General features: G+C 48.6%; 26 protein-coding genes and 1 pseudogene. 11 read left to right on the top strand and 16 right to left on the bottom strand.

Annotation, left to right across the window (positions count from 1 at the left end):
• Positions 1-68 precede the first annotated feature (68 nt).
• Positions 69-671, top strand: a complete 603-nt coding sequence (locus tag MGMO_RS07200) for an MBL fold metallo-hydrolase (RefSeq protein ID WP_023494380.1) — start codon at positions 69-71, stop codon at positions 669-671.
• A gap of 107 nt (positions 672-778) precedes the next feature.
• Positions 779-1,009, top strand: coding sequence for a hypothetical protein (locus MGMO_RS07195; protein WP_023494379.1), 231 nt, complete (start codon positions 779-781; stop codon positions 1,007-1,009).
• Positions 1,010-1,044: 35 nt separating this feature from the next.
• Here MGMO_RS07195 and rluB read toward each other — a convergent pair whose 3' ends face one another.
• From rluB to MGMO_RS07170, 5 genes are read right to left on the bottom strand one after another with little or no spacing between them, the layout of a single operon-like run.
• Entirely contained in the window at positions 1,045-1,851 is an 807-nt protein-coding gene (gene rluB, locus MGMO_RS07190; protein WP_023494378.1) for a 23S rRNA pseudouridine(2605) synthase RluB, read from the bottom strand.
• Between the two features lie 25 nt (positions 1,852-1,876).
• Positions 1,877-2,536: an SMC-Scp complex subunit ScpB gene (scpB, locus tag MGMO_RS07185; RefSeq protein WP_051383993.1), complete on the bottom strand. Its 660-nt coding sequence runs from the start codon at positions 2,534-2,536 to the stop codon at positions 1,877-1,879.
• Between the two features lie 28 nt (positions 2,537-2,564).
• Entirely contained in the window at positions 2,565-3,389 is an 825-nt protein-coding gene (locus tag MGMO_RS07180; protein WP_051383991.1) for a segregation and condensation protein A, read from the bottom strand.
• Between the two features lie 54 nt (positions 3,390-3,443).
• Positions 3,444-4,103, bottom strand: a complete 660-nt coding sequence (locus MGMO_RS07175; protein WP_023494375.1) for a site-2 protease family protein — start codon at positions 4,101-4,103, stop codon at positions 3,444-3,446.
• A gap of 17 nt (positions 4,104-4,120) precedes the next feature.
• Complete coding sequence (locus MGMO_RS07170; protein WP_023494374.1) at positions 4,121-4,741, bottom strand: L-threonylcarbamoyladenylate synthase; 621 nt, start codon at positions 4,739-4,741, stop codon at positions 4,121-4,123.
• A 193-nt stretch (positions 4,742-4,934) separates the two neighbouring features.
• Here MGMO_RS07170 and MGMO_RS07165 point away from each other — a divergent pair, with 193 nt between their 5' ends.
• Positions 4,935-5,165: a toxin-antitoxin system HicB family antitoxin gene (locus MGMO_RS07165; protein ID WP_023494373.1), complete on the top strand. Its 231-nt coding sequence runs from the start codon at positions 4,935-4,937 to the stop codon at positions 5,163-5,165.
• 118 nt (positions 5,166-5,283) lie between these two features.
• Here the strand turns inward: MGMO_RS07165 and MGMO_RS07160 are convergent, their stop codons facing one another.
• From MGMO_RS07160 to MGMO_RS07145, 4 genes are all read right to left on the bottom strand, one after another.
• The gene (locus MGMO_RS07160) at positions 5,284-5,976 is read right to left on the bottom strand and encodes a hypothetical protein (RefSeq protein WP_023494372.1); all 693 of its coding nucleotides are present in this window, start codon (positions 5,974-5,976) and stop codon (positions 5,284-5,286) included.
• 25 nt (positions 5,977-6,001) lie between these two features.
• Positions 6,002-6,772 (bottom strand): SDR family NAD(P)-dependent oxidoreductase, encoded by a 771-nt coding sequence (locus MGMO_RS07155; protein WP_023494371.1) that lies wholly within the window; start codon positions 6,770-6,772, stop codon positions 6,002-6,004.
• Between the two features lie 142 nt (positions 6,773-6,914).
• A complete protein-coding gene (locus MGMO_RS07150; protein ID WP_023494370.1) occupies positions 6,915-7,307 on the bottom strand; it encodes a VOC family protein in 393 nt (130 codons plus the stop codon).
• 219 nt (positions 7,308-7,526) lie between these two features.
• Positions 7,527-7,997, bottom strand: coding sequence for a peroxiredoxin (locus MGMO_RS07145; protein WP_023494369.1), 471 nt, complete (start codon positions 7,995-7,997; stop codon positions 7,527-7,529).
• A gap of 324 nt (positions 7,998-8,321) precedes the next feature.
• Between MGMO_RS07145 and galU the strand changes: the two genes are divergently transcribed.
• The 4 genes and pseudogenes from galU (at position 8,322) to MGMO_RS07130 (ending at position 11,042) form a co-directional block, all read left to right on the top strand.
• On the top strand, positions 8,322-9,203 hold the full coding sequence (galU, locus tag MGMO_RS07140) for a UTP--glucose-1-phosphate uridylyltransferase GalU (protein ID WP_023494368.1): 882 nt from the start codon (positions 8,322-8,324) through the stop codon (positions 9,201-9,203).
• Between the two features lie 33 nt (positions 9,204-9,236).
• The gene (locus MGMO_RS19920; protein ID WP_023494367.1) at positions 9,237-9,380 is read left to right on the top strand and encodes a hypothetical protein; all 144 of its coding nucleotides are present in this window, start codon (positions 9,237-9,239) and stop codon (positions 9,378-9,380) included.
• 102 nt (positions 9,381-9,482) lie between these two features.
• Positions 9,483-10,159 (top strand): annotated as a pseudogene (locus MGMO_RS07135) (IS1595 family transposase).
• A gap of 46 nt (positions 10,160-10,205) precedes the next feature.
• Entirely contained in the window at positions 10,206-11,042 is an 837-nt protein-coding gene (locus tag MGMO_RS07130) for a hypothetical protein (protein ID WP_023494365.1), read from the top strand.
• Between the two features lie 64 nt (positions 11,043-11,106).
• Here MGMO_RS07130 and acs read toward each other — a convergent pair whose 3' ends face one another.
• The 5 genes from acs to dksA form a co-directional block, all read right to left on the bottom strand.
• The gene (gene acs / locus MGMO_RS07125; protein ID WP_023494364.1) at positions 11,107-13,044 is read right to left on the bottom strand and encodes an acetate--CoA ligase; all 1,938 of its coding nucleotides are present in this window, start codon (positions 13,042-13,044) and stop codon (positions 11,107-11,109) included.
• A 31-nt stretch (positions 13,045-13,075) separates the two neighbouring features.
• On the bottom strand, positions 13,076-13,384 hold the full coding sequence (locus tag MGMO_RS07120) for a type II toxin-antitoxin system RelE/ParE family toxin (protein ID WP_023494363.1): 309 nt from the start codon (positions 13,382-13,384) through the stop codon (positions 13,076-13,078).
• Positions 13,385-13,387: 3 nt separating this feature from the next.
• Positions 13,388-13,651: an antitoxin ParD protein gene (locus MGMO_RS07115; RefSeq protein WP_023494362.1), complete on the bottom strand. Its 264-nt coding sequence runs from the start codon at positions 13,649-13,651 to the stop codon at positions 13,388-13,390.
• Between the two features lie 121 nt (positions 13,652-13,772).
• The gene (gluQRS, locus tag MGMO_RS07110) at positions 13,773-14,660 is read right to left on the bottom strand and encodes a tRNA glutamyl-Q(34) synthetase GluQRS (RefSeq protein ID WP_321163114.1); all 888 of its coding nucleotides are present in this window, start codon (positions 14,658-14,660) and stop codon (positions 13,773-13,775) included.
• Positions 14,661-14,707: 47 nt separating this feature from the next.
• A complete protein-coding gene (gene dksA / locus MGMO_RS07105) occupies positions 14,708-15,142 on the bottom strand; it encodes an RNA polymerase-binding protein DksA (protein WP_023494360.1) in 435 nt (144 codons plus the stop codon).
• A 109-nt stretch (positions 15,143-15,251) separates the two neighbouring features.
• Here dksA and MGMO_RS07100 point away from each other — a divergent pair, with 109 nt between their 5' ends.
• The gene (locus MGMO_RS07100) at positions 15,252-16,418 is read left to right on the top strand and encodes a pyridoxal phosphate-dependent aminotransferase (protein WP_023494359.1); all 1,167 of its coding nucleotides are present in this window, start codon (positions 15,252-15,254) and stop codon (positions 16,416-16,418) included.
• Between the two features lie 28 nt (positions 16,419-16,446).
• Positions 16,447-16,770, top strand: coding sequence for a rhodanese-like domain-containing protein (locus MGMO_RS07095; RefSeq protein ID WP_023494358.1), 324 nt, complete (start codon positions 16,447-16,449; stop codon positions 16,768-16,770).
• 2 nt (positions 16,771-16,772) lie between these two features.
• On the opposite strand, the gene moeA is transcribed toward MGMO_RS07095, so the two are convergent.
• Positions 16,773-18,017, bottom strand: coding sequence for a molybdopterin molybdotransferase MoeA (moeA, locus tag MGMO_RS07090; RefSeq protein WP_023494357.1), 1,245 nt, complete (start codon positions 18,015-18,017; stop codon positions 16,773-16,775).
• The gene (mobB, locus tag MGMO_RS07085) at positions 18,014-18,538 is read right to left on the bottom strand and encodes a molybdopterin-guanine dinucleotide biosynthesis protein B (RefSeq protein ID WP_023494356.1); all 525 of its coding nucleotides are present in this window, start codon (positions 18,536-18,538) and stop codon (positions 18,014-18,016) included. The genes moeA and mobB overlap by 4 nt, the downstream gene beginning before the upstream one ends.
• Positions 18,539-18,656: 118 nt before the next feature.
• On the opposite strand from mobB, the gene MGMO_RS07080 reads away from it, so the two are divergent.
• Both MGMO_RS07080 and MGMO_RS07075 read left to right on the top strand, forming a co-directional pair.
• On the top strand, positions 18,657-19,157 hold the full coding sequence (locus MGMO_RS07080; RefSeq protein WP_023494355.1) for a DnaJ domain-containing protein: 501 nt from the start codon (positions 18,657-18,659) through the stop codon (positions 19,155-19,157).
• The gene (locus MGMO_RS07075; RefSeq protein WP_023494354.1) at positions 19,157-20,107 is read left to right on the top strand and encodes a murein hydrolase activator EnvC family protein; all 951 of its coding nucleotides are present in this window, start codon (positions 19,157-19,159) and stop codon (positions 20,105-20,107) included. Before MGMO_RS07080 ends, MGMO_RS07075 begins: the two co-directional genes overlap by 1 nt.
• Positions 20,108-20,149 lie beyond the last annotated feature (42 nt).

The following is a 20,149-nucleotide window of genomic DNA, read 5'->3' as shown; positions in this document are numbered from 1 at the left end:
GAATTGATGCCAAACAACAGTTAAGCATCATAGGCGTCCTATATTACAGCGTGGGAGTAGAAGATTTTATGAAACAGTTGCATAGAAAAGATTTGTTTGGCTGGTCGGAATTTAACGTCGAGCGCAACCTGGATTTTCACAGTGTGCTTTGGGTGCGTACGGAAGGCAACGTGCTGATCGACCCTTTGCCTTTGTCGGCGCACGACCAAAACCATTTGCGGCAATTGGGCGGAGCGAAATATATTGTCGTCACTAATAGCGATCATTGTCGGGATGCTTTCCATATCGCCAAAGTGACGGGTGCCGCCTTGTACGGCCCCGCCCGAGAAAAGGATAGTTTTCCAATTGTTTGCGGCCATTGGCTGCATGACAAAGAGGAAATTGTGCCGGGGTTGCTTGTGCATGAATTAAACGGTTCAAAAACACCGGGTGAACTTGCGCTGGTTTTGGAGCAAAGCACTTTGATTACGGGCGATTTAATCCGTTCCCATGTGGGGGGTGAGCTATGCATGTTGCCCGAAGCCAAACTTACCGATATCGCACTGGCGAAACAATCCGTAAAACGGCTCGCTGCTTTGCCCGGTATAAAGACGGTGCTGGTGGGGGATGGCTGGCCATTGTTTAATCAAGGCGCCGATGCGCTTAAGGCTTTGGCAGGTTCATTATCGTAATCTTATAGGCGGCACTTTTATGATTTTTTTGTGTCGTACGCTTGGCTTTCGGCAATAAACTTTTTTTCAGCTAGACTTAGACATAGGGCGGAATAGGTTGAGATGTTATGAACTTGAATGTAACTGATTTACGTAAAAAACGACGTCGATCACCCAAAAATCAGATGCCGGAAGGAAAAAACATCAAGAGTGAGCGACGAAAAACCAGCGACCGTCGGATTTTGCAAGCAAAACCTGTAGACAAGGGAGAAAATGCCCAGCGAATCTGGTTAACGCCGGGGGAAAGGACATTGATAGAAGACCTTTATCTTTTGGAAGACGGGGAGAAAGCCGAATAATTTCTGCTGAGTGACAGAAAATATTCGCCCATTCGCTACTCGTTGGTTTTGTTGGTGTCAGGTTTAAAGGGCGGATAAGTCCCGTCCCCTTTCATCCCCGCAAATTCAAAAAGAAGGGCTAGCTCTTTCGCATCCAATTCGTAGAAGGAATGGGATTTTAACCGCTCCGGCAACACCACGGGCCCGTAGCGCACCCGCATCAAACGGCTAACCACGACATTTTGTGATTCCCACAAGCGCCTGACCAAGCGGTTACGCCCTTCCTTGACGGTCACGTAATACCACTTATTGGCGCCTTCACCGGCATAAAACCGGATGTCGTCAAACTTGGCGATGCCGTCTTCCAACTCCACGCCTTGCTTCAACCGTTCGATGACGGCATCGGGAATCTCGCCTAACACCCGTACGGCATATTCGCGTTCGACTTGGGTGGAGGGGTGCATCAGTTTATTGGCCAGTTCGCCGTTATTGGTGACCAGCAACAAGCCCGATGTGTTGATGTCAAGCCTGCCGACGGCTATCCATCGCGAGGCGACCAAACTCGGCAATTGCGTGAACACGACCGGACGGCCCTCCGGATCACGGCGGGAAACCACTTCACCCGTGGGTTTATGGTAAAGCAACACACGCGTGGGTTGCACGGAGAATTTTTCCCAATGCACGACGCGGTCATTGACAGTCAAGTAGTCGCCAGCTTTGATGCGTGTGCCTAAAGTAACGGTCGCACCGTTGAGCTTCAAGCGGCCTTCCTCTATCCAGCGTTCAATTTCCCGCCTGGAACCAAGGCCGCCCCGTGCCAGCACTTTTTGGATACGTTCGCCCAGGCCGTCGCTATCCGTCATGTCGCTGTTCCTTGTGCTCGTCGGCTCAGACGGTTGCGGATTCGCCAAGTTCCTCGCCAATATCTTCTTGGTCGTCGGTAGTCGCCTGTGGCTTGTCGTCTTGTTCGTCGGTGGTTTGTTCTTCACTCTCTTCCTGTGGGATGTGCTGCGGGGTATCTAACGGCAAATCAAGGTCTTGTATCTCTTGTAAGGTCGGTAGATCGTTTAGGGTGGTGATATTAAAGTAATCCAAAAACTGTTTTGTCGTGCCGTATAAGCCAGGCCGACCGGGTGCTTCCTTGTGGGCAACCACTTTGATCCAGTCGCGTTCCAGCAGGGTTTGGATGATGCTGGTGCTGACGCTAACGCCGCGTATGTCTTCAATATCGCCGCGCGTCACGGGTTGACGGTAGGCGATAATCGCCAAAGTTTCCAGCAAGGCGCGGGAGTAGCGCGGCGGTTTTTCCTCAAATAAACGCGTTACCCAGCGCGCCAATTCCTGCCTGACCTGAAAACGATAACCACTGGCGACTTTCTTGAGTTCGATGGGACGATCCCGATAATCCTCAGTGATGGATTCGATAGCACCGAGTATTTCAATGGTTTCCGGTTGTTCAATTTCCGGGAAGACTTGTTGAATTTGCTTGACCGTCATCGGACGGTTGGCGGCAAACAGGATAGCTTCAACGATGCGTTTTATTTCCATGTTAACGTCCAGGATTTCAATGACTGGGCTAGTTTCCACCAAAGCTTGCTGCACCGGCGGTCCTGACTCGCAACTCTGCGTAAGGCTCGGACTGGAAAATGTCGATGAGTCGTTCTTTGCTGAGTTCGAGGATTGCCAGAAACGAAACGACGACCCCTTGTCGTCCTTCTTTTCTGAGGAAAAGTTGCGAAAAAAGGAGACTATCCGCTCCTTTAAGGTTTTCCAAAATGGTTGACATTCGTTCACGGACGGATAATGGCTCTTTGGTGATATGGTGGTGGCTGAGTTGTTCAACCCGTTTCAAGACATCCTGGAATGCCAGCAGCATTTCTTTCAGTTGGATGTCCGGTAGTGTTGGTTCGATGTCCAGTTTGGATACGTCAACCACGGCGGCAAAAATGTCGCGCTCCAGTCGTGGCATCAGGTCGATTTCCTCGGCTACGCTCTTGATACACTCGTATTCCTGTAACCGACGAATCAGGGTTGCCCTGGGATCGTCTTCCTCGTCTTCGGCTTCCTGCTGCCGGGGCAGCAGCATCCGGGACTTGATTTCCGCCAGCCATGCCGCCATCACCAAGTATTCCGCCGCCAGTTCCATTTTCAGGCTATCCATCACCTGGATATAGCTAATGTACTGGTGGGTAATCTGGGCAATGGGTATGTTAATAATGTCGAGATTTTGCCGCCGTATCAAGTACAGCAACAAATCCAGCGGCCCTTCAAACAATTCCAGGAACACTTCCAACGCATCCGGCGGTATATACAAATCTTCCGGTAACTGGTTGAACGGCGCACCATTGACTATCGCATACGCTGGCGGCACTGGCGGTCGTTCGAGAATGCTTTCGGGCATATTCATTGCATTATTTCAATAAAATAAGTCAATGGTTAAGGGCACAATAAGGATTTAATTCAACCCAGCTAACGATAAAAACAGGTTTTGGGCAATATACATAGGATAAGCGAGGATGGTATTCAAGATTTTGGTATACAGCAATAGTAGCAAAATTATGAAGCCATACCGTTCCAATTGGTTATATTGCCAAGCCAATCGGTGCGGCAATAGGCCAGTCAGGATACGGCTGCCATCCAAAGGCGGKATCGGCAACAAGTTAATCAAGGCTAACACGAGGTTAATGGAAATCCCCGCTATGCCTGTGTAAATAAACGGTAAAGAGATATATTCTGCATTTGTCCCTATGTTTACGCCGATGCGCGCGAGCAATGCCCAGCCGATAGCCATGAGTATGTTTGAAACAGGCCCCGCCAAGGCGACTATCGCCATATCATGCAGCGGTTTCTTGAAGTTACGGGCATCGACAGGCACGGGCTTTGCCCAGCCAAAAATGAATCCGGTACCTGTCAGCAACAACAAGCCAGGAATTATAATCGTACCGAGCGGGTCAATATGCTTGATGGGGTTTAATGTCAATCGACCCAGCCTGTCCGCCGTACTATCGCCATATTTTTTTGCCACCCAACCGTGCGCCGTCTCATGCACGGTAATCGCAAAAATGACTGGCAGTATCCAGACAGCGATCCGTTGCATCAAGGTTAATTCATTCATTGTACTTATTGTTCCTGTCAATTCAACATGGTCGCAATACCCTTGCCTTGCCTGACGATTTCCGGGCTATGGTCGGAAAATGCGATGATCGTCGTTTCCTCGCACGGGATAATGCCAGCATCAATCACCAATTCCAATTCGTGTTCTAGGCGTTCACGGATTTCGTAAGGGTCGCTTAGGCCTTCCTCATCCCCTGGTAAATGTAACGTCGAGCTGAATAAGGGCTCTTGCAATTCCTTAACCAGCAATTGCGCGACAGGATGGTCGGGGATGCGGATACCGATGGTCTTTTTCTTCGGGTGTTGCAAGCGGCGAGGTACCTCACGGGTGGCATCCAGGATAAAGGTAAATGGCCCCGGCGTTAAGGCTTTAATCAAGCGGTGGGCATTATTGCCCATTTTGGTGAACGTGGATACCTGGGTCAAATCCGTACAAATCAAGGTAAAATCGTGCTTGTCGTCCAATTGCCTGATCCGCCGAATATTATCGAGTGCTTGCTTATCGCCGATGTGACAAGCCAGCGCGTAAGAAACATCCGTTGGATAAACAATCACCCCGCCTTTTTGGATAATTTCCACCGCACGGTGGATTAAGCGTAACTGCGGATTTTCAGGGTGGATTGCAAAAAACTGGGCCATTCAGGGTGATAAAATAACGACAATAAGCACGATTATAACCCACATCGTTCTCTAAGTAGGGGCGTTTTACGCACCAAGGTTTATGGCTCGAAGCATCAGTGAATTCGATAGAGATTTGATTAATCGTTTCTGGTGCATAAAATATATCCTACTCGGCTGCTGACCCCGAAGCGTTTTTACAAAGAGATAATGTATGAGTGCGCTAACCTTAAGATTGTCTGACCAAAAACATCAACGTTTAAAAGCCCTTGCTAAAAGTAAGGGCGTAAGCGTGAACTATCTGCTGGATGAAATAACCACCCTCATCCTGGCCGAATTTGACCTAAAGACACAGTTTGAAGTCCGCGCCCAACGCGGACAGGGCAAAGCCGGACGCGGTCAGGAGTTGCTTGCCAAGGCTAAGGCTTTTTCTGATGAATGCTGATAACAGGTAGGATGTGGTAAACGCAGTGAACCGTATCGTTCGCGATTGATGCGGTTCGTACCTCACCGCATCCTACCGAGCTGCGCTTCTCGCATTTATCTTCTCTGATTTCCCAAAATTACCATACTGGCTCTAAATCTTCGGGCTTAGCTTTTGATGGATCATGAGCTTTACGTTGATTTTTTGACTGAAATTCTTCAATATCGATTTCACAAAGTTTGCTATCACTATTAACAGTTACAAGTTCATGGAAATTCTCAAAATAGAAACTACAGAAAGTAATGGGCGTTGGCTCAGTTAGCCGTTTGTGGAGTAATTTCTTGTCATACGCTTTAGGTATACGCCATATGTTACCACTTTCAATTTCGGGAATTGTGTAAGATAACTTGAGTGAATCAAGCAAATTAAGTAAGCCTTCAAAATTATAGATCTCCTTTATAAAAATCTTATATGATTTTTGCATGTCATATCCGGGAAAAAATTGCCGCACTTCTAATTCCCGCTTAATTTCTGCTCGTTGATTCTTAAGAATCTCATTTATTCTTTCTTGAAAAGGCTGAGCATACGAATACCACGTACCGAAGACGCGGCCATCCCGCTTATCTAGAATATTTGGGTTATTCCCAATTATGATATACATATCATCTTTGGTCTCCAAATATCGTCGAGAAACAAGGTTAAATACTAAATAATCATCATCCTCAAACATTATGTTCGGAAGCAAATCATTTCCTGCACGGCAAGTATCGTTAATCCATTTTTGAGCGGTTAATTTGGCTACTTCTGAAGTTAAGTATTTTGTTACTTGCATTTATCCGTATTCCTCAATTGAATATTTACCGCAAAAACCTTCCTCCACTAATATCAATTAACGCCCCATTGATATGCGACGACATATCGCTCGCCAGGAACAGTACCGAACTGGCGACTTCTTCCGCCATGGTGTTGCGTCCGAGCGGCGTTTGCTTGCGGTAGTTTTCCAACATTTCCGGGGTGGAATGGATTTCGTGGTGCTGGGTTTCTACCGTGCCGGGCATGACGGAGTTGGTGCGGACATGCGGGGCGAGTTCTTTTGCCAAGGTGTGGGTGAATACCATCAGGCCGCCTTTGGGCGCAGCATACGCGCCTGCGCCGTTGGCTCCGCCCGTCTGCACGGACAATGACAGCAAATTGACAATGCGCCCGCTCCCTGTTGCCCGAAGGTGCGGGATGGCGTGTTTAGTCACCAAAAACGCGCTGGTCAGGTTAATGTCCAGAGATTTGCGCCAATTTTCCAAGGTGGTTTCTTCAATTTTGGCGCGTTTGACCAATCCGCCGCTGTTGTTCACCAGGATGTCTAGCCGTCCGGTTTCGGCAACTAGCTTATCGACGACGGCATTGGCTTGGTCTTCGTCGGTCAGGTCGGCGGGTAACAACAGGGATTTGATGTTGAGTGCAGTCAATTCCGCATACAGGCTCTCGGCGGCATCTTTGCTGCTGTGGTAATTAAGGCCGATAAACGCGCCCGCTTTGCCTAATGCCAACGCACATGCACGGCCTATGCCAACGGCAGCGCCGCTAATCAGGGCGACTTTGCCCGTCAAGTTCAATGTCTGTTCAGGTATCATGTTGATTTCCTATAGTAAATAAGTCATCTCCGAATAAGCCCTTCGACAAACCCAGGACGAACGGTCGGGTTGGTTTTGTTCGTCGTATTTTACATTCCGTTCGTGGTAAGTCATGAGAGGAATCAATTTCATCAGGGTTTTCTTACGGCAAAGTCTCACCCGCAAAATTAAGTTCTATCTTGATGCCGACGGGATCGTAGAAAAAAATCTGGGTCATTTCCCTATCCGCCAAAGACCGTTGTTCGAGCGTGTACTGGATTTGTTGAATATCCAGGTCGCGCTTGAATTGCGCCAGCCCGTTGCACGCAAAAGCCACATGGTTGAAGTGGATCTTGTCCGCTTCATTCATCAAGTCTTCGGTGACGGATAGATGGATCACAGGCTGGTCTTGCGCGTATAACCATGCGCCATCGCGTTTTGATTTCGCTCGAAAGCCGGGCTTCAAGCCCATCACATCCTCATAAAACGCCTTGACCTTGGGCAATTGTTCGGCAGTAACTTCAATGTTGATGTGGTTTATTCCTGTGATTGGCATGATTTCCTTTTGTTACTGATATGTTGCATTGCCGTTATGCGACAATGGCGTTAAACGGGTTAGCTGGCTAGTCCCTTCTCCCTTGAGGGAGAAGGTTAGGATGAGGGGGATTAAACCAGTTTATGTTTAATCTCCTCACCCCAACCCTCTGCAGCAGGAGAGGGAGTTTTATTCGTTAACTTAAAGATATGGGTTATATAGGGCTAAGTCCTTAACGGCTTAAGATTGCAAGCCCCTTACCTTTTCCAGCACGGCCTGGGCATGGCCTTCATGATTAACCCCATATTCCACGTCAACCAACTTACCTTGTTTGTCGATGATGAAGGTCGAACGCAGGACGTGCATGCTTTTCACCCCATTTTTCTCGCGCTCGCGCCAGACATTATAGAGTTCGCACAATTCGCCCGACGTATCCGCCAATAAGTCCACTTTCAGGCCGAATTTGTCGATAAACGCGGTATGGCTTTCGCATGTATCCTTGCTTACGCCGATGACGACGGTATCCAATGCGGCGAATTCGCTGGCAAGTGCCGTAAAATCATTGGCTTCTATGGTGCAGCCGGGGGTGTCGTCTTTGGGGTAGAAGTAGAGGACGACATTCTTTTCACCTGGATAGTCCGCCAGACTGACGAGTTGGTTGTTTTGATTGAACGACCTGAATAGGGGTGCTGCTTGTTGATTGGCTAACATAAAAATCTCCTCAGGGTGGTTGTCAGTGGATATTATTATCGAGGCACACACGAAAAGTGCTGAAAGCATCATAGTAAGCTAGTGACTGAATGTCCAGCCATAAAGTTCGGTTATGGAAACGATTTAATCGTGCAACCAACTAGCCCTTACCAAATGGTGAAAACTTGCTATTTTTCCACTTTAAGCAGACCAAAAACATAAGCGTTTATCATGGGGAATGCTAGAATTAAACGCATGGACAAGTTGGTTGGCTATATGGAATAGCACGCCAAAAACCTAACGAAATCATTTGTTAATCATTCACTTAGTCACTTAGGAAACCCAATGACCAAAAAAGTTACCAAAGTCGTTTTCCCCGTTGCCGGTTTGGGCACACGCTTTTTGCCCGCCACCAAGGCCGTCCCCAAAGAAATGCTGCCGATAGTGGACAAGCCCTTGATGCAATATGCCGTGGAAGAATCCATTGCGGCGGGTATCGACACGATGATTTTTATTACCGGACGCAGTAAAAATTCCATTATGGATCATTACGATAAGGCTTACGAGATGGAAAAGGAACTCGAAGCCCGGAACAAGACCGCCCTCCTGGAGGAGCTCCGCAGCATTATTCCCCCCCAACTCAAGTGCGTATTTATCCGCCAATCCGAGGCACTGGGCTTGGGCCACGCCGTGTATTGCGCCCTGCCAGCGGTCGGCGACGAGCCGTTTGCCGTCATCTTGCCGGACGACCTGATTTACGACGGCGAACGCGGTTGCATGAAGCAAATGGTGGATTTATATGAACAAACCCAGTCCTCGATATTGGGCGTGGAACGGGTAGCCCCGAAAGATACCGACAAATACGGCATCGTGCGGATAGGCGAATCCAAAGGCAAGTATGCGGCTATCGAACACATTGTGGAAAAACCGAAACCGGATGTCGCGCCGTCCAACCTCGCCGTGGTTGGGCGTTACATCTTAACGCCAGCGATTTTCGACAAAATCAAGAACACCGGACGCGGCGCAGGCGGTGAAATCCAGTTGACCGATGCCATCGCCGACTTGATGAAAGAAGAGCAAGTCTTGGCTTTTGAATTCGACGGCATCCGCTACGACAGCGGCACAAAATTGGGCTTCCTGGTTGCCCAGGTCGAATACGGCCTGCGCCATCCCGAATTAAGGGATGCGTTTAAGGTGTATTTGAAGGAGTATGTGGGGAAGTTGTGATGACTTATAACGCAACATGGGTAGGGTGGGCACATGCTGTTCGTGCCCACGCGGAACGGATGCCACGATCTGCGATGGTTGCATGGAACGCCGCAACCGCCTGAAAACGGTGGGCAAAAAAACCTGCCCACCCTACAAGGCTTTGTAGGTCACATTTCCGCGAATGCGGTTATGTGACAAAAAATGTATTCAAACGTCAGGGAACGCTACGCGTACCCTGACCTACAGCTAATTAATAAGGCTCTAGACTATCAGGAGACCCAATGATAGCCTAGAAAGATGTTAAGAAACAGCAAACTAAGTGATTATTGCATCAAAAAATAATTTCTTGTTTTTGTATCGATATCCCGGCCAGCAAAACCGCGTTGTTGCTGAGGTTGAACCGCAATACGATCAACCGTTGGTATGGCCTGTTTAGGCGGGCGATTTATTGCCATCAAGCCGCCTTAAAGGACAAATTGGTCGGGCGGGTTGAGGTCGACGAAAGTTATTTCGGTGCCAAGCGGCAGCGGGGCCGCCAAGGCAAGCTCAAGCGTGGCAGGGGCACTTTAAAGCAACCGGTATTTGGCGTATTTGAGCGCGAAGGCCGCGTGTACACGGAGATTGTCCCTGACTGTAAGCGGTTGACCTTACAGGCCGTTATCCTCGGCAAGGTGTCGATTGAAAGCGTCATCTATAGTGATGGCTGGCGGGGTTACAACGGCTTGGTGGATGTGGGTTACTCCCGGCATTTTCGGGTCAACCATGGCGTTCACGAATTTGCTCGTGATGGTCATTGCCATATTAACGGCATCGAATCATTCTGGAGCTTTACCAAACGAAGGCTTGCCAAGTTCAATGGCGTCTCGGTAAACTTCGGACTCCACCTCAAAGAATCGGAGTGGCGATGGAAAAAACATCCTGACGAATTGGCTACTCAATTATGGCAACTCGTCAGAAATTTTAATCTCTCCTGATAGTCTAGAGCCTTAATAATTATATGTTGTCAGGAATCACGTAGTCATGCTTGTTTCCGAAAGCAATAGTGAGAAATATAGGTCGTCCCTTTTGGCACAGCTCGACCGGCTGTCATATGCCCTTAGTAATAATTCATTGTTGGGCGAGATTCTCGATGCCACATGGCAAACGCATGTCTTGAACGAAATCAAGAATGCCGACTTGAAATCTGCTTTTGAGTCAGAAAAGGCATGCATGTTTTTTCAGTTCAAAGAACAACCAGAACGTGTGCGTCTGGTGGACAGACGGTTAGAAGCATTGAATGTGATACCGGCAATCCAAAATGACTTCCGGCTGAAGGTTAAAAACGTTAAGCAGAACAGGTTTTTTCTTTCCTATAGAAATTACCTGTTCGAGCTCATGGTTTTGGGAGCATTCGCAGAAGCAGAACGCTTGGTAGATATGGAAGTGCCTGTAGCTGCTGGCGGAAGCACAGTTGATGGACTGGTCGATTTGGGAGAGCGAAAGGCGTATGTTGAAGTCACGTTTACATCGCAAAAACTATTTGAAGTCCCAAAAGACGACGTTATTTGCGTTTCAATCCAAGAAATGATTGAACAGGTGGTGTACAAAGTCGTAAAGAAAGTATCCTGTGGGAAGCAGCTTGGGCTAGTGGACGGTAAGCCATCAGTTATTGCGCTCGGCATGAACTTTAATGGAGCAGATGAGCTCTCGGTGAAACTAGCGTGCGAACAGATTTTCTCAGACCAACGGTTTGCCGGTTTAAGTGCTTTGTTGGCGAGCCAGCGCTTCGATTTTTCGGACGTTTCGGTTTACCACAATCCGAGTGCGATAATCCCGTTGACACAAGCAGAACTCGGTGTGTTGCGTAATCTCATATAAAATCACCCCAGTTGTGTAGGGTGCATTCCATGCACCCTAATTTGTGTGTAAAACGCACCCAAGGCTATTGCTTTGCATGGTTCTTGATTATCTCCTCAACCACCGATGGGTCGGCGAGGGTGGAGGTGTCGCCCAGGTTATCCAGTTCGTCGGCGGCGACTTTACGCAGGATACGCCGCATGATTTTACCGGAACGGGTTTTGGGTAAGCCCGTCGCCCACTGGATGACATCGGGCGTGGCTATTGCCCCGATTTCTTTTCTGACCAGTTGGAGTAACTCTTGCCTTAATGCCTCTGTGGGCGGCACTCCCGCATTTAAGGTGACGTAAGCATAAATCCCTTGGCCCTTGATGTCATGCGGGTAACCCACCACGGCGGCTTCGGCGACAAGTTCGTGCAACACCAAGGCGCTTTCCACTTCTGCCGTCCCCAAGCGATGGCCGCTGACGTTGATGACATCATCCACCCGTCCGGTAATCCAGTAATAACCGTCCTGGTCGCGGCGCGCGCCGTCGCCCGCAAAATAATAACCGGGGTAAGCCTTAAAATAGGTATCGACAAAGCGTTGGTGATCGCCATAAATCGTCCGCGCCTGCCCAGGCCAAGGCTTGCCGATGACCAGGATGCCGGTGGCTTCCCCTGACATTAGGTTGCCGTTACCGTCCATAATGTCAGGCTGGATGCCAAAAAACGGCAAGGTGGCAGAACCCGGTTTCAGTGCCGTCACGCCGGGTAAGGGCGTAATCAGGATTCCGCCGGTTTCGGTTTGCCACCAGGTATCCATAATCGGGCAGCGGCCTTCCCCGACAACATGGTAGTACCATTCCCAGGCTTCGGGATTGATCGGCTCGCCCACGCTGCCCAGGATTCTCAGGCTGCTGCGGTTGCTGCGAGTAACAAAATCATTGCCTTGCGCCATCAGGGCGCGAATGGCAGTAGGTGCGGTATAGAAAATATTGACTTGGTGCTTATCAACCACTTGCCAGAAACGGCCCGCATCGGGATAAGTGGGTACGCCCTCGAACATCAACGTGGTTGCCCCATTGCATAAGGGGCCGTAGATCATGTACGAATGTCCGGTCACCCAACCTATATCGGCAGTGCACCAGTAAATGTCGCCGTCGTGGTAATCGAAGACATATTTGTGCGTCATTGCGGCATACAGCAGGTAACCGCCCGTCGTATGCAGTATGCCTTTGGGCTTGCCTGTTGAACCCGAGGTGTACAGGATAAACAAGGGGTCTTCGGCATCCATCTGTTCTGCGGGGCAATTATCCGGTGCGGCAGCCATCGCTTCGTGGTACCACACATTCCGGTTTTCGTCCCAGGACACAGGATTGCCGGAATTTTTGATGACGATGACTTTTTCCACGCAAGGACAGTTGTTTATCGCCTCATCAACATTGGCCTTGATCGGAATTGTTTTCCCTCCGCGCTTGCCTTCGTCGGCACACACTACCACTTTGCAATCGGCATCCAATATCCGGTCTTTCAGCGCTTCGGCAGAAAACCCGCCAAATACCACGGAATGCACCGCGCCGATCCGCGTACAAGCCAGCATGACGGTTGCCGCTTCGGCGACCATGGGCAGGTAGATACAAACGCGGTCGCCTTTTTGTACGCCTTGTACTTTCAGTACGTTAGCAAACTGACAAACTTGTTGGTGCAATGCCTTATAGGTGATTTTTTTGTCATGTTCAGGGTTATCGCCTTCCCAGATAATCGCAACTTGGTCGCCGCGTTGGGCAAGATGTCGATCCAGGCAGTTGACGCTGACATTCAGTTTGCCGCCCTCAAACCAGCGGATATGGCCTTTGGGGTAATCGTATTCCCAGACGGTTTGCCAGGGTTGGCTCCAGTCCAGGAATTGCTCGGCCTGTTCTGCCCAAAATTGTTCGGGTTGTTCTACCGAGCGACGGTATAGGGCTTGATAGTCAGGTTGTTTGATGTAGGCGGATGCCGCAATTTCCGGTTTGACGCGGTAGAGTTTGGATTCTGACACGGTGCTTGCCCAGTTTTAATTTAAAGGTTTATTATCCCAGACGATCTGGTAATCTCGAAACCAAGTCCATCCGCTCATGTAATACGGCAAGGATACAAGGGCGTTCCCCTTCATCATGCACATAAAAGATATAGTGATGTTCGCAATGCGTCACGCGGATTTGCGGGTAAAGGTTTGAAAATGACCTGGATATTACGGTGCTATCAGCGATTTCTTGAAACCGCTTTTCCAGCAAATTTGCATATTGAAGCGACTGTTTTTTGCCCCACTGGCCTAACGTATAGCGGGCAATGTCCTTAAGGTCGTTTGCCGCTAACTGTGTTAAAACATAAGGCTGCATCGATTAGGAAGCTTCTTCTTGGTGCGTTTCCTCAAAGATTTCCAATACAGACTTTTCGATGATGTCCCTTTGTTTTGCCGCATCAATGCGCGGTTGCAAAAAGGCTTCCAATTGACGTAAGGCTTCATCGGTATCTTTAACATTGGTTTCCGGCACGGGCTGGAAAACCCGCTCCAACACATAGTCTTTTATGCTCTGCCCGCGCAAAGCAGAAACCGCTTTTAAGCGTTGATGTTGTTCCGGAGTGACTTCTATCGATAAGCGCATGGCGGTTTTTCAAGTTAAAGCAATTGATGAATACAGTTTACAGCGATAGCAACAAAAACACAAATGTACATTTGTTGTTGAGGTTAATATTTCATGCACCACTTGGTGAGTAAAATGTACCCTATACACTAACCGCACTACACAAAGCCAACTCATCAGTACACCAATGTAGAATAGCCCAATCCAGGAGTTCTGGTACTGGAGCGTCATTTAACTCATCAGGCGGATTTTGCTTAAGCAGCCTCAGCAAGCCAAAGAGCGTAAGGTTGGGTGCTTTGGTATCCACCGCTGTCGCCAGGGTTTGCTTGCTGAGTTTATAGCCGTGTCGGTCGACAATAACGGGGACGTGCATATAGGCAGGGCTAGGAAAGCCCAATTGTTGTTGGAGATAGATTTGCTTGGGCGTTTCTTCCAGCAAATCGCAGCCGCGCACGACGTGGTTAACCCCTTGCAAATAATCATCAACCACGACGGCGAACTGGTAAGCAATAATCCCATCCCTGCGCTTTAGGATAAAGTCGCCGGATTGTTCGGCCAAGTTATGGTTAATCCTGCCTTGCAGTCCATCGTGGAAAGCAATGATCTTGTCGTCCGTTTTAACGCGAATAGCGTGGGGAATCCCGCAGGGGTTGGATTTGCCCCGACAGGTACCGGGATAGATGTGCAGGTTGTTGCTTGAAGGGTTGTCCAGAAACCGGTCGGCCAACAACTTGCGGCTGCACGTACAACGATAAGTATGTTGGCCTTGCTCTAGCTCGGACAGAAAAACTTGGTAGTCATCAAGATGTTGGCTTTGGCAATAAACCTCGCCATCCCAATGCAGACCGAAGGTTTCCAAAGTTGTTAAGATAACATCAGCAGAACCTGCCTTATTGCGGGGCGTATCAAGGTCGTCGATCCTGAGCAACCATTGACCCCGATTATGTCGGGCATGTGTGAAGCTGGCAAGTGCCGTAAACAGTGACCCTAGATGCAGCGGCCCTGTCGGGGAGGGAGCAAACCGCCCGATGTAATCAATTTTTTCAGTATCGACCAGGGGCAGGGATTGGATTGTTGTTAACCCATCTGTTTTTCGCGGATTTCATCGAGTGTTTTGCAGTCGATGCACAAGGTCGCAGTCGGTCTAGCTTCCAGGCGGCGTATCCCTATTTCGATACCGCAAGATTCACAAAATCCATAACTGCCGGACTCAATCTCTTTTAAGGCTTCATCAATTTTCTTGATGAGCTTACGCTCGCGGTCACGCGCCCTCAATTCCAGGCTGAATTCGGACTCTTGTGTGGCGCGGTCGTTGGGGTCGGGGAAGTTGGCGGCATCGTCCTGCATGTGATGCACCGTGCGATCCACTTCCTTCATTAATTCAACTTTCCAATTGTTAAGAATGGTCTCAAAATGCTTCAATTGAGCTTCATTCATGTATTCTTCGCCTTCTTGTTCAACATAAGGCTTAAAGCTGAAAGGCGACATACCCGCTTTGGGATTATCGATCATTCAAGAACTCCTAAATGGCAATAAAAATAAACCGCGCATTTTTAGCAGAATAGTGGGCAGTTAGCAAGGATTATTGCTATGATTTTAGCCAAAATAAAAATATAGGCTTATGTTGAACAAGTTAGCTAGCCGTACATCCGATATTTCACCCTTCTACGTCATGGAACTGTTGCGCCGTGCCAAGCAATTGGAAAGCCAAGGACGCGACATTATTCACATGGAAATTGGGGAGCCCGATTTTCCCACGCCGCAGGCCATTATTGATGCCGCTGCCAAATCTCTACAAACTGGCAACATCTACTATACGCCTGCTGCAGGATTGCCGGAATTGCGTGAAAAAATAGCCGCTTATTATCAAGCACAGCACAGCGTCACTATAGACCAAAAGCGTATATTTGTAACGCCGGGCGCTTCTGGGGCATTCCTTTTGGCACTGGCTGCTAGCGTGAACCCTGGCGATGAATTCCTGATGGCTGACCCGTGTTATCCCTGTAACGGCAATTTCATTAAGTTATTTGGGGGCATAGCGACGGCCTTGCCTGTCGATGCAACGATGGGTTATCAGTTGACTGAAGGATTAATTAGGCGGCACTGGTCTCAATCAACAAAAGGCGTTTTAATTGCCTCGCCATCAAATCCTACGGGTACGCTTATAGAGCCGGAGATATTCAAGGAATGCATCCATGCCGTCACTGACAAGGGCGGCTGTTTTTTTTCTGACGAAATCTATCATGGCCTGGTATACGGCAAACAAGCGCCAACTGCGCTGGAATTCAGTAGCAATGCCTTTGTTATCAACAGCTTTTCCAAATATTTTGGCATGACTGGCTGGCGGATCGGCTGGCTGATTGTGCCGGATGAATTTGTGGAAGCTATCGAAAAGTTGGCACAAAATATGTTTATTGCTACCCCAACATTGTCCCAAAATGCGGCATTGGCGGCTTTCGATGCGGACACCTTAATCGAGTTGGAGAAAAGACGGGCCGAATTCGCCACTCGGCGCGATTTTCTTTATGACGCGCTCGTACAGTTAGGGTTTGAAGTGCCCAATAAACCCGACGGCGCGTTTTATATCTATGCCAATTGCGCAAAATTCACCGACGACAGTTATCAATTCGCGCTAGATTTATTGGAAGAAGAGGGTGTGGCGGTTACACCCGGCAAAGATTTTGGTAGCCATCTCGCACACCAGCACCTGCGTTTTGCTTATACTACATCTGTCGGACGCATGGCGGTTGCCGTGCAGCGATTGGAACGATTTATTAACCGGATTTAACAGCCCCAATTTAATAAGAGCGATACCCATGCCAATTAAGCAACTTTCTGCCATCGAATTAAAAACTAAAATCCAGGAGAAGGAGCCGATCATCCTGCTGGATGTAAGGGAACCTTTTGAGTTTGCCCACGCCCGTATAGAAGGCAGTGTGACGATCCCGCTGGGCCAAATTCCGGCACGTTTGACGGAATTGGATATGGAGCAGGAAATTGTGCTGATTTGCCATCACGGTATACGGAGTATGCAGGCCGCCAATTTTCTTACCCAGGTAGGATTCAGCAAAATTAACAACTTGGTTGGTGGCATTGATGCTTGGTCGCTTAAATGCGATAGCTCGGTGGCGAGGTATTAATGCTAAAGGAAAGTGCTAAACGGTGCAACCCATACCGGTTCGCCGCTGGCTACGCCTTTTTGTTCAGTCAGCAAGATAATATAGCAATTGGCACGGCTCATTGAGCTTAGGATATGCGAACCCTGGTGTCCGGCAGAAGCCACAAAAAAATTGCCGTCCGCATCTTGGGTAAGGATACCTCGCTGGAATTCCTGGCGCCCCGGTGCTTTTTTCAAGGCCGTGGTGCAGGTTGCCAACAACCGCAACGGTTTGGTTGCCGCCGCACCTGAGAGTCGTTTAAGTGCCGGTGCCACAAATTGTTTGAAAGTCACCATCGCCGAAATTGGATTGCCGGGCAGGCCAAAGAAATAGCACATCCCGATTTTGCCAAAAGCCAGCGGCTTGCCGGGTTTGATGGCAATTTTCCAGAACTTGACTTCGCCGCAGCTTGCCAAAATATCATGGATATAATCGGCATCCCCCACTGAAGCGCCGCCTGTTGTGATTAACACATCATTATTTTCAGCCCCTTTTTTAAGGGTATCTTCAAGCAACTGACGGTCATCCGGTATCGTCCCCATATCGACTGTGTTGTAGCTGGGATCAGCCAGCAATCCCGCTAACATATAACGATTGCTATCGTAGATTTTTCCCGACTCCGGCGGTTGGCCTAAGCTTATCAATTCGTCGCCTGTGGAAAGGAATGCAATGTTAAGTTTACGCTTTACCGAAACAGCAACGATTCCGGTCGCAGCCAATAAGCCAATGTCCGCAGGGGTTAATTGACGTTGGCTTGGGCAAAGCAGATCGCCTTGCTTTACATCTTCGCCCGCTTCCCGAATGTTTCGATAGGCGGCAGCATTTGCCGGAAATGTGATGTTCTCCCCATCTGTACTAACTTGTTCCTGGACGACCACGGAATCCGTTTCATTTGGCACGACCGCGCCCGTATATATCCGCACACATTGCCCGGCTTCCACTTTTCCGGCATAAGGTTTACCGGCCCATGAAGTTCCGGCCAAAGCCAGCGTAAATGGCTGGGTAGCATCAATATCTTTACTCGATAAGGCATAACCATCCATGGCGGAATTCCTGTCAAAAGGAATATTGATGGGCGCAACCAGGTCTTCTGCCGGGACTCGCCCCAGGGCAGATTCCAGCTCCACCTTTTCCGAACCGGTAACCGGTTGGATGGCTTCTTTAATCCTTGCTAAGGCCTCATCAACGCTCAAAAAGGGCTTCGGCCCAAGGCTGCACGGGTCAATCATGTCAGTCCCATAAATTGTTGGGTGATGAATTGGGCTATTTGCCCAGGCTGATTGAGGTCCAGTTGCACCAATGTTGAGGGAATGCTTAAGGGTATATCACTGGCAACGGCAATAATGCTAGGGTCGTTGGGGTATAGCAAGGACATATTATGTGAAGGCCTGTGCAATTCAATCTTAGGGAATTGCGTCGCTTTGAAACCTTCAACCAGGATCAAATCCAGTTCCGATTGGTCGAATGCCAATAATTGTTCGTTCAATAGGGGTTCCGTTATGGTCGAAAATTCCGTGATAATCGCTCGCCTATGCGACGACACCAGCATAACGGCCGATGCACCGGCTTCGCGCAAACGGAAACTGTCCTTGCCGGGCTGGTCTATCTGAAAATTATGGTGGCTGTGTTTGATTAAGCCAATCCGCAAGCCGTCCTGCTTTAAGGTCGGGATGAGTTGTGTCAACAGCGTAGTTTTTCCCGTGCCGCTATGGGCCGCAAAACCTAAAATGGGGACTTTGGCGTTTTTCATGGGCATCAACGCGATTAAATAAAAGAAGGCAACTATCGTTAGTGGCGGTATTCTAAGGTATTATTTAAGCTGCAGCTAAGAAATAGCAAAACCAACGGCCTGCGTGCCGGAGAAAAGTGTGATCCGAATCTATTTGGCCTTATTGTTGGTCATCCTCGCCTATTATGTGTTGCGGGCGTTTCAGAAAGCACCGCCAGGGAAAGTGGCGAGGATGCTAAAAGTTTTTTTTTACGTGTTGCTTGCCGCTGTGTTCATTGTGCTTGCGGCGACAGGACACTTAAACGGATTGTTTGCGTTGTTAGGCATCTTAGCGGCTTTTGTCGTTCGGATGTTGCCGGTATTAATGCGTTATGCGCCCTATTTGCATCGGATATGGCTGGATTATGTCAATGCCAAAAACTACTCGGCTGGCCGACAAAGTGGCAGTCCTGGCACCCCCAAAACCAGTATGGACAAAGCTGAAGCCTATGAAGTGCTGGGGCTAAAACCCGGCGCATCCGAGCAGGACATCATTGCCGCGCACCGTAAGCTTATGCAGAAAATCCATCCTGATCGGGGAGGCTCAGATTATTTGGCGGCCAAAATAAATTTGGCGAAGAAAACCTTACTGAATAAATAATGCCTATCATGACATTTCAGCGTCCAAAAATTTCCTTGCCGCTGTCGGTAGTGTTCCTGATTGTCACGGCATGTTCCCAACCGCCCAACTTTGCCCCTGTCAAGACAGTTAACCAAGCGGTTGAACCCGATAACGGCTATGTCCGAGATCGTCGCCGGATTAAGCCGGGCAACAGCTTGAATAAGCGACAAAAAAAAGCCAAGATTCTCCATAATGAGAGGCCAGCCAAAGCCATCCGCCAAAACTCAGCTACTAGGGCACCTGATGTGGGCACACTCCCTCATCATCTTTCTCAGGCGCAGTCAAAACAACCGCTGCCTTTGACCAATCCGGCAAAAAAGCCCGTAAAAGACAAAACAGATTACCCTGACTCCGGCAGTTATCCAGTCCCTGTCCCGCAAAAATCCGCAAAGGTTGACCAGAAACCTGTCCAACAATTGAAAAATAAGCAAGGAATATCAAATGCTAATGAAGCAAATACACAAAAAAATCAGCACAACAATACAAAATCACTGGACAATCTTCAAATAACGGAGAAAAATATTAAAAAATCAATTATTTCAATTGATAATAAAAAAATGTTAAAGTTAAGCTTTCAGTGGCCGCTGCAAGGTAGGGTCTCCAGAAACTTCTCTCAAACCGATAACAAGGGGATACTTATCACAGGAAAAACGGGGCAATCAGTGTACGCTGCCGAATCAGGTAAGGCGGTTTATTGCGGTCAAGGGCTGGCCGGCTTCGGTAACTTGGCAATCATCAAGCATAACGAAACTTACTTAAGCGCATACGCGAATAACAGCAAGCTGATGATCAAGGAAGGCCAGTATGTAGGAAAAGGCCAAGCCATTGGTCAAGTGGGTCGAACAGGATTAAAAAAAGCATCATTACACTTTGAAATCAGAAAAAATGGCAAACCGATTAATCCCTTGACAGTTTTGCCTGCACATTAAAGCAGCACCCGTTTTTATGTATTGATATTTTGCAACATTTGG

The sequence above is a fragment of the Methyloglobulus morosus KoM1 genome (genome assembly GCF_000496735.2).
GTDB classification, from domain to species: Bacteria; Pseudomonadota; Gammaproteobacteria; order Methylococcales; family Methylomonadaceae; genus Methyloglobulus; species Methyloglobulus morosus.
Note: the sequence above shows the minus strand (reverse complement) of the source record. Positions and strands in the feature narration are given on the sequence as shown.